At 56.0% G+C, this 7,696-nt stretch carries 2 protein-coding genes and 1 pseudogene; 2 read left to right on the forward strand and 1 reads right to left on the reverse strand.

Going from position 1 to position 7,696, the window contains the following annotated elements:
* A pseudogene (locus VGE80_RS01805) lies at window positions 1-553 on the forward strand (hypothetical protein); the annotation flags it as partial.
* A gap of 320 nt (window positions 554-873) precedes the next feature.
* Here VGE80_RS01805 and VGE80_RS01810 read toward each other — a convergent pair.
* Window positions 874-6,534 carry a secretin N-terminal domain-containing protein gene (locus tag VGE80_RS01810; RefSeq protein ID WP_440591457.1) on the reverse strand — a complete coding sequence of 1,887 codons (5,661 nt, stop codon included), beginning with the start codon at window positions 6,532-6,534 and terminating at the stop codon, window positions 874-876.
* A 787-nt stretch (window positions 6,535-7,321) separates the two neighbouring features.
* Between VGE80_RS01810 and VGE80_RS01815 the strand changes: the two genes are divergently transcribed.
* Window positions 7,322-7,696, forward strand: a 375-nt coding sequence (locus tag VGE80_RS01815; protein WP_440591458.1) for a hypothetical protein, incomplete at its 3' end; no start/stop codon positions are given.

The following is a 7,696-nucleotide window of genomic DNA, read 5'->3' on the forward strand; positions in this document are numbered from 1 at the left end:
ATCATCCGCAGCCGTCCCTCCCAAAATCAGTCGGTATGCGACCTATCTCATCTCTCGCCACGACCACAATAGAGACGGCGTGCTTCAGACGACGGAGTGGCAGGAGTTACAAGGGCGACCGGACCTGATTGATGCAAATGGAGACGGCCTGATTGATCGAGATGAGTTGATCGAGTGGGTCATCGATTACGGTCGGCGTAAGCGGATTGGCGTTCCGATGGGACCCGTTGTGAAGTCTGCACCGGCCCCATCAATCGAAGCGGAAGAGAGTGTCAGCGTTATCGGACGTGACGCTGATGCAGACGACGCAGAACCATCTCTCAATGAACGGCGACGAAACCTGAAGTTTTTCGTTCCCCCCAACCGACTTCCGCAAGGACTGCCTGAATGGTTTATTGCGAAAGACGTGGACGGCGATGGACAGTTAACAGCGGGAGAATTCAGTCCCGCCAGCATCCCTGCGGAGCTGGAAGATTTCGCCAATTTGGATGCCAATGGTGATGGAGTTGTGACAGCGAAAGAGTGCGTCCGCAAATCGGGCACGTCCAAATAGCCAAACAGAACGTACAGACGCTGCAATCCCTTTCTCAGGCTGGAAACCTTCTTTCCCCGAATTGGTCAAGACGCGACCAGCGCTCCGAACCTTGCCCTCGAATACTTCCACCAGCGTGGAAGTCATTCCCGGAACGACGGTGAGTCCTTAAACGAGCGCGCATTGCCCACTCGCGCTACGTTCGAATCCGTCAAAAAGATCCGATGCCGAATGGTTCGCACCCCACAGGCGGATACTCGCTCCTTGGGAGACTCCGCCTGTGGGGTGCTTAGCACGACATCCGGTTACCGTTCGGTACGGAGCAGCGGCGACCGACAGGATCACCGCCGATCGCGCCGGCGCGACTTTTCCTGGATCAGATTCAGAACCTTTTGCGTCTTGGAGGAGTTCATCCGTTCGAGCGGCACAATGCTGATACCGCGTGAGTTCTCTGTCAGCGAAGCCTCGTCGAGTTCATGAATCAGCGAAGCGACCTGTTCGGTGATTGCTGCTGGCGCCATGATGACAATCGAATTGGTCACTTCGTCGACACTCAGTGACAGCACGGGACCTGAGTTCATGGCATTCAACTGCTGGAGTGTCGCCGCGATTTCCGGTGCCAAACCAAAGGGGATCGGTAGCTCCTTCCGTCCACCACCGGTGCTGAGCTGCGACTTATAAACAAGCCGTAGAACCTGCTCAATCTGAACTGCGGATCCATGTTTGACACTGACCCGCTTCGGTCGGTTGGCTGCACGCGAATCGGGCATATCCGCGGAATCGAGCACCTCCAGCAAGGTTTCGATTGAAGCCCGATCTGCCCGGCTACCATGCACGATAATGGCATTCAGCCGTTCGTCTGCCACGACAGTAGGACCGCTTCCGCCAGAGCGGAATCCACCACCGGACTGTGACCGTAAGGCTTGTCGCAAAGTTTCAGCGACCTGTGTGGCCCCGGCGATCTTCAGCCCATAGACCGAGAATCCCCGTCCCGTCGTCTGTTGAGGCCCCGACATCACTCGCAGCAACTTGTCGAACTGCTCAAGGGCTTCCAGATCCTCAGAGAAAATTGTGACACTACCCTCACGTGGCAAAATCACAATCGGAGCAGGCGGCTCGGTCGATTGAGCCTGGACCTGTGCGACAGTCCCTTGCGTCGACACTACGTCGGTCGTCTGACGGGGAACCGTAATTGGCCGAGCTGCGGACTTGCCTGACTTCAGGGTTTCCTCTTCTGCCCCCTCGTCGTCGCCGAGGTCCTCGAGAGTTTCTTCTTCATCCTGGTCGTCCGCACCATCAATCTGCTCTTTGAGCAACTTCGGCTTGGGAGATTCTGCAGGAATTGGCTTGGTACCAAGTGGTACATCGTTCGTGACAGGCTTGTCGCTCGTTGCAGGTTGCTTTTTGAGCCCCGAACCTGGAAGTAGAAGATTCGAACCTCGGTCCGAACCAGGGATGATCCGCAATTCATTCGAGCGGAGTTTTGGCCAGATCCGCAGAATTTCCTTGAGTGCCGAAGATGTGTCTCCCCCGAAGGGGACGACGCGCATCGTTGGGGAACCTGCTGGTTCCTGACGCGAAAGTCCCTTTTCGCCCATTTTCTCGAGAAGTTCTTCGATCCGCTTGATCTGCTCTTTGGTCCCGCGGACGAAAAGCTTCTGTGAGGCAAAATCAGGTTCAACGACAGGGCCAGACAATCGGGATCCACCGAACATCCGGCGAATCATCACCTCCGCCGAAGAGGGGTCGACTGTTTCCAGTTGAAAGACTTCGAAGCCAGCCTCGGACGACGTCTTCAACCTTTTCAAGCCGTCGCGAATCATCTCATGCTGTTCAGCCCTGGCTTCGACATACAACTGGTTGCTGCCGGAAATGACTGATACATTCGTCCCCACAGAATCTTTCTGCAACATTGCCTGAGCAAGACGGAGCGCCGAATCCGAGTCGATATTCTGAATATCATAGAACTCAATCGTCGTGTCCGGGGCATGCACCGCGTCGAACTGTTTGACGACCTGCTCAACGATGGCATGATCCTCGGGAACGGCCCACACGATTAGCTTGTTGGGCGTATTGCCGATATTCAGCGTGGCTTTCGGAACGGCTCGGCTCAGTAGCGGAATCACGGTTCCTGCCCCGGTCGCTTTCAGAGTGTACGGCCGGAGTTCAAACTTCTTTTTGGCGGACGAATCGGCTTCGAGCTGTTCCACAATCTTCTGGACGATCAGGTGATCATCGGGCCTTGCCCAGACAAGCAGATGGCTCGAATCCTGACCCAAAGCAACTCGAGCATCAGGCGCTGCCTGAGACAGGATCTGAAATGCAGAGGATGCCCCCGCTCGAGGCAGATGGTACGTCACAAGTTGAGCCGCCTGAGCCCCTGCCTGAGATGTAATCTGCGAAATCGCCGACTCCACCTGTTCGTGGTCTGCGACCGTTCCCAAGGCGACAAGTCCGCCAGTTTTTGGATCGACAGCAATCCGAACGGTCGGCATGGCAACTCGCAGCACATCGATGACACTTGCCGCATTAAATTTTCCCGGGGGGAAATACTTGAGACGAGGTTTCTGGTCCCCATCGGCGGATGTCCGCATTGACGCAAGCGTCCGCGAAATGGTCTCGTGATCGGCTTTCTTGGCCCACGCGACAATCGTTCTCGCTTTGGTGTCTTTCATCATCCGGACTTTCGGAAGCACGGATTGCAGCAAGCCAACGGCGACATCCGGGTCGATTTCCGGTACCGGATAAACGACGACTTTGTCCCGGCGTTCTCCGGCTTCGTCACTGTCGAGCTCTTCAATCGCCTTCTTAACCTCAACGTGGTCCGCACTTCGGGTCCAGATGAGCAGTCGGTTGCCGTTAAGATCGACTGTGATCTTCGCGCCCGGGAAGAGGGTCTGAAGTACAGTGGAAGCGGTGTTCGGATCAGCCGCTTTCAGCGGATACGAGACAAGCTGATATTTTTCCGTAACGGGTGTCTCGCGAACGAGTTCATCGAAGATTCCTTTCAGCAATTCATGCTGAGAAGGCTTCGCCCAGATCGCCAGTTCATTGGGTTCACCATCGGTGACCACACGAATGTCGGGCAGGTCGCCACGCAGAGTGGGCATCACTGCCAGGAAACGAACGCGCTGAGCAGGAGTAACCGGGTATACGGACAGTTTCCGTTTTTCTGTAACAGGCATTCCCTTGAGAACGTCATCCAGGTGTGACTTGATGAGTTCATGCTCGGCGGACGTGCCGACGACTTGCAGTGCCTTGGCGTCCAAATCCTGAGTGACCGTCGCTTTGGGAACGAGTCTCGAGAATGCGGCCAGTGCGGACGTCGGCAAAGTCTGCTCAAGTGGATAGAAGCGTAGCAGCGGTGTGTCCGGCCCCAAATCACCCGGTTGCAGTTTCTGGATCGTGGATTTGATCTGCTGTTGATCCTCGGTAGTCGCGATAGCCACCAGATGCCGGTTCACCAGATCGAGCGAAATTTTGGCCTGGGGAACAAGCGTCTTGAGAATTGTTGTCGCAGTCGTGGGGTCCGCAGAACGGAGGGGGTGCGTCACCAACTGAACCTCGTCGCCTTCGCCAGAATCACCCGCGAGCGACTCAATCAGCCCTTTCAGAACCTCATGTTGAGATGGCTTTGCCCAGATGGCCAATTCGTTTGGTTCTCCGTCGGGAACGGCGCGGACATCAGGGAACTCCAACGCCATTGAGGGAAGGAGCGTCAGGAAACGGGCTCGCTGAGCGGGCACGACTTTGTAAATGGAGAGCTTCCGCTTTTCAGCGACCGGCATTCCTTTCTGCGCTTCGTCCAGATACTTCTTTACCAGTTCCTGCTCGGCTGTCGTGGCAACAACCTGCAAGGCCTTGCCATCCACGTCCTGGGTCACTGTGGCTTTGGGGACGAGTCTCGCGAAGGCGGCAAGTGTCGTCGCATTCAAGGGCTGGTCGACAGGGTAATATCGAAGGACGGGTGTATCAGGTCCAAGATCGCCCGGTTGCAGTTTTTCAATCGTTTCCTTGATGGCATTCTGGTCTTTCACCGTCGCAATAACGACGACCTGACGATTTACGGCATCAAGCGAAACCTTCGCCTGAGGTACCAGCGTCTTGAGGATTGTTGTCGCGGTTGCAGGATCGGCAGACCTCAGTGGATGAGCGACGAGCTGAGTTTCTTCCCCTTCAACTGGCTCTCTTGCAAGTGAGTCAATCAAACCCTGAAGCAGTTCGTGCTGCGAGGGTTTTGCCCAGATGGCCAGTTCGTTTGGTTCCCCGTCCGCAACCACGCGAATGTCGGGAAAGTCGGCGCTGAGGGTCGGAAGAATGGCCTGAAAGCGTGCCCGCTGTTCAGGCATGACCTTGAAAACGGCCAACTTCCGTTTTTCGACGGTAGGCCGCCCCTTGAGGATCGATTCCAGATTCTCTTTGACCACAGCCTGATCGGCGGCCGTCGCCAACACCTGCAATCGTTTGGCCTCGGTATCGGCAACGATCTTGGCTTTCGGAGCCAGTGAAACCAGCAGCGACATCGCTGTCGCCGAGAGTGGTTCGTCAAGCGGATAGAATTCCAGCCGGACGGTATCGGGGCCCTCGGCTGTCGACTGGATCTGATCGAGCACAGCCTTGATGGCTTTATGATCATCAACCGACGCAACAGCGACAATCCTGCGCGTCAGAGGATCGAGTGTAAATTTCGCCTGTGGCAACAGTCCCTGAAGCAACGTGAACGTGGTCGCGGGATCAGCCGTTGACAAACGGTAAATTTCCAGTTGTCGACTTCGATCGACCGGTCCTGACACTGCCAGCTTTTCGATTGCGGCCTTCAAATTGGCCTGATCAGCGGGATTGGCGAAAGCGAGAATTTGACGTTCACGCGCGTCAAAGGAAATCCGCGCTGTCGGGGCGACGAGCAGCAGGTTGGGGACAAGCTGTGCTGCGTCCTGATCCCGGACAGGGTAAACCTCCAAAGTGGGACGCCGATCCGGGGGATTGTGAGTCTGCATCTGCTCCAGCACGGCCTTGATGGCAGACTGCTCGGCAGGGGTCGCAAAGGCGTTGATCTGTTCCGCCTTCAAATCAGCAACGATTTTCGCTGACGGAAACATCTTCGTCAGCACGTCTTCAGCAATTTTTCCGTCCGCAGCCCGGACTGAGTACACCTCCAGTACTGGCGACGGGGGGGGATCTTTACGCCGCTCGGGTTCAGGCTGAGGCATTGATGAGATGACGCGGCTGATCGCCCGCACAATCCCGGCTGTATCCGTCACAATGATCTGTCGTGACTGCGCAAGCAGCACGCTCTTGCCGAACGGCCCAAGAAGCGGAGTGATCTCGGTCTTCACTGCCTGCGGGTCTCGGTCTCCGACGGGGAACATGACTGTAACAAGTTCAAATTTTCCGCGTGTATCTAACTCGCTCAGGGGGATTGTGGGAACCAGGCCATCGGGCACACCATCCTGAATATCAATGACCATCAGCATCCGGCCCCGACGAATGAGTGTGTAGCCCTTCGTCGTCAGGACGCCATTCAGAAGGTCGAGCGCCTCGGTCGCGGTGTACTCTTTCGTATCGGAATAGTTAAATGTGCCGGGAGGCGGGGCATCGAGGACCAGCGAAAGATCAGACTGCTTTGCCAGCCACTCCAGGACATCGGACCACCGCTGGAACCGGAAATTAAAGCGAAGCCGGGGCTCAGCCATCTCTTTCAGAAACTGCGAGCGCTGCTCTGGCGTCAAAACGGCTTCGAGACTTTTCTCGCTCTGCGCCAAGAGCTCAGCCCGTTCGTCCGGCCCCGCTTTTGCCAGTCCCTCGGCCCGTTGCGTAATGAGATTGGCAATCTGCACTCGCTGATCGTCGGAGAGCTTGAGGGTTTCTGCCACCCGCGGATCGGTCAGCCGCTGGTAGCTGGAAGCAGGTGTCACAGGCGCAGCAGGTTCCTGTGCAGCCAGCGTCGAGCAAGCCAGCAGCAAACTTAATACGAATCCCGTCGCGGCGGCCGACGACTTCATGCCAGGATTTCGATGATGCGCCACTGTGAAACCTCCGAAGGGATGGAGCCGAGTGTGGCAGCGACCGGGAATGCACTCACTCATCAGCAAAAACGCTCGCAATTCAGGAAAGTGGCAGGGCTCTTGGGCATCGATTTCTACCATAATCGGCAGAAACTGATGCGTTGGCGGGCAAAAGCGTTCGCCCCCAACCAAGTCCAACAATGCAAACAACTTGACACTCAGTTCGGCTCCAGAACATGACCTCACCAGTCATTTCATTCGATCATCGGCCAAGACTCACACTGACCCTAGCCAGAGTGAGCTCGATCCTCTTGACCGAACCTGCGAGCCTGCATTCCTGATTTTAATCAGTTTGCGTTAAAGATTAACGAACCTCAATAAAACAAATCCGGATTCACCCTTGGGTATGCGCAGGATCACTTCAGCCCTGGGGCTCCCGATTCCGAATCTCAGACAGGGGGGAATGCATGATGAATTGGGCCCATGCTTCACTCTCCATGCTTCTTACGGCTGATTCAATATCAAGGTCCGATACTGATGGTCGTTCGAAAACCCTGAAAGAACTTCCAACTTTACCAAGGCAAAACGAGCAAGACACCAAAGACGACCAACAGGCTCAGGTTGCAACTCCTGTCCTGTATCAGAGTTATTCACAAGACCGTGGGGCGGCTATAATGGCGGAGTCAGAGCGAATTCACGGGTGCATCAACTCGCGAATACGCGTCACAAACCCCATTGCAGTCCCTTTTGCACACAAAGCTGGTCAGAAGGTAAATATCGAGCCATGAATCGTTTTTTGCTCATCATGTCCGCCACCCTCACTGTCTGCCATTGTGTCTGCTCTTCCGCGCAGGCGCAGATGTTCGGCAGTCAAAGAAGTTTTGGACAATCACTGCAGCCTCAATCCAGTGCCGGAGGAGGAAGTTTCGGCAGACCGACGCCCGCGCCAGGGATCGGTTCCAACGCAGGTCCGGTTGGACCCAGCGTCATCGGCGTCGCAACGCCTGATGCTCGGTTCATGAGGGGGAACAGGAAATCGTCAGACTTTGTCGGTCAGGATACGAACGACGCGCGCAAGGTGGTCGGAGCGGTACAGATTCCCTTAGGCCTGCCTGGACAGCCGGCAGCGCTGGAAGTGCGCGAGCGTCGTGTCCCTGAA

The organism is Schlesneria sp., from assembly GCF_036405755.1.
GTDB classification, from domain to species: Bacteria; Planctomycetota; Planctomycetia; order Planctomycetales; family Planctomycetaceae; genus Schlesneria; species Schlesneria sphaerica.

Bases quoted from the DNA above. Each gene is read 5' to 3' on its own strand.
- VGE80_RS01810 (WP_440591457.1), bottom strand. From the start codon at position 6,534: ATGAAGTCGTCGGCCGCCGCGACGGGATTCGTATTAAGTTTGCTGCTG.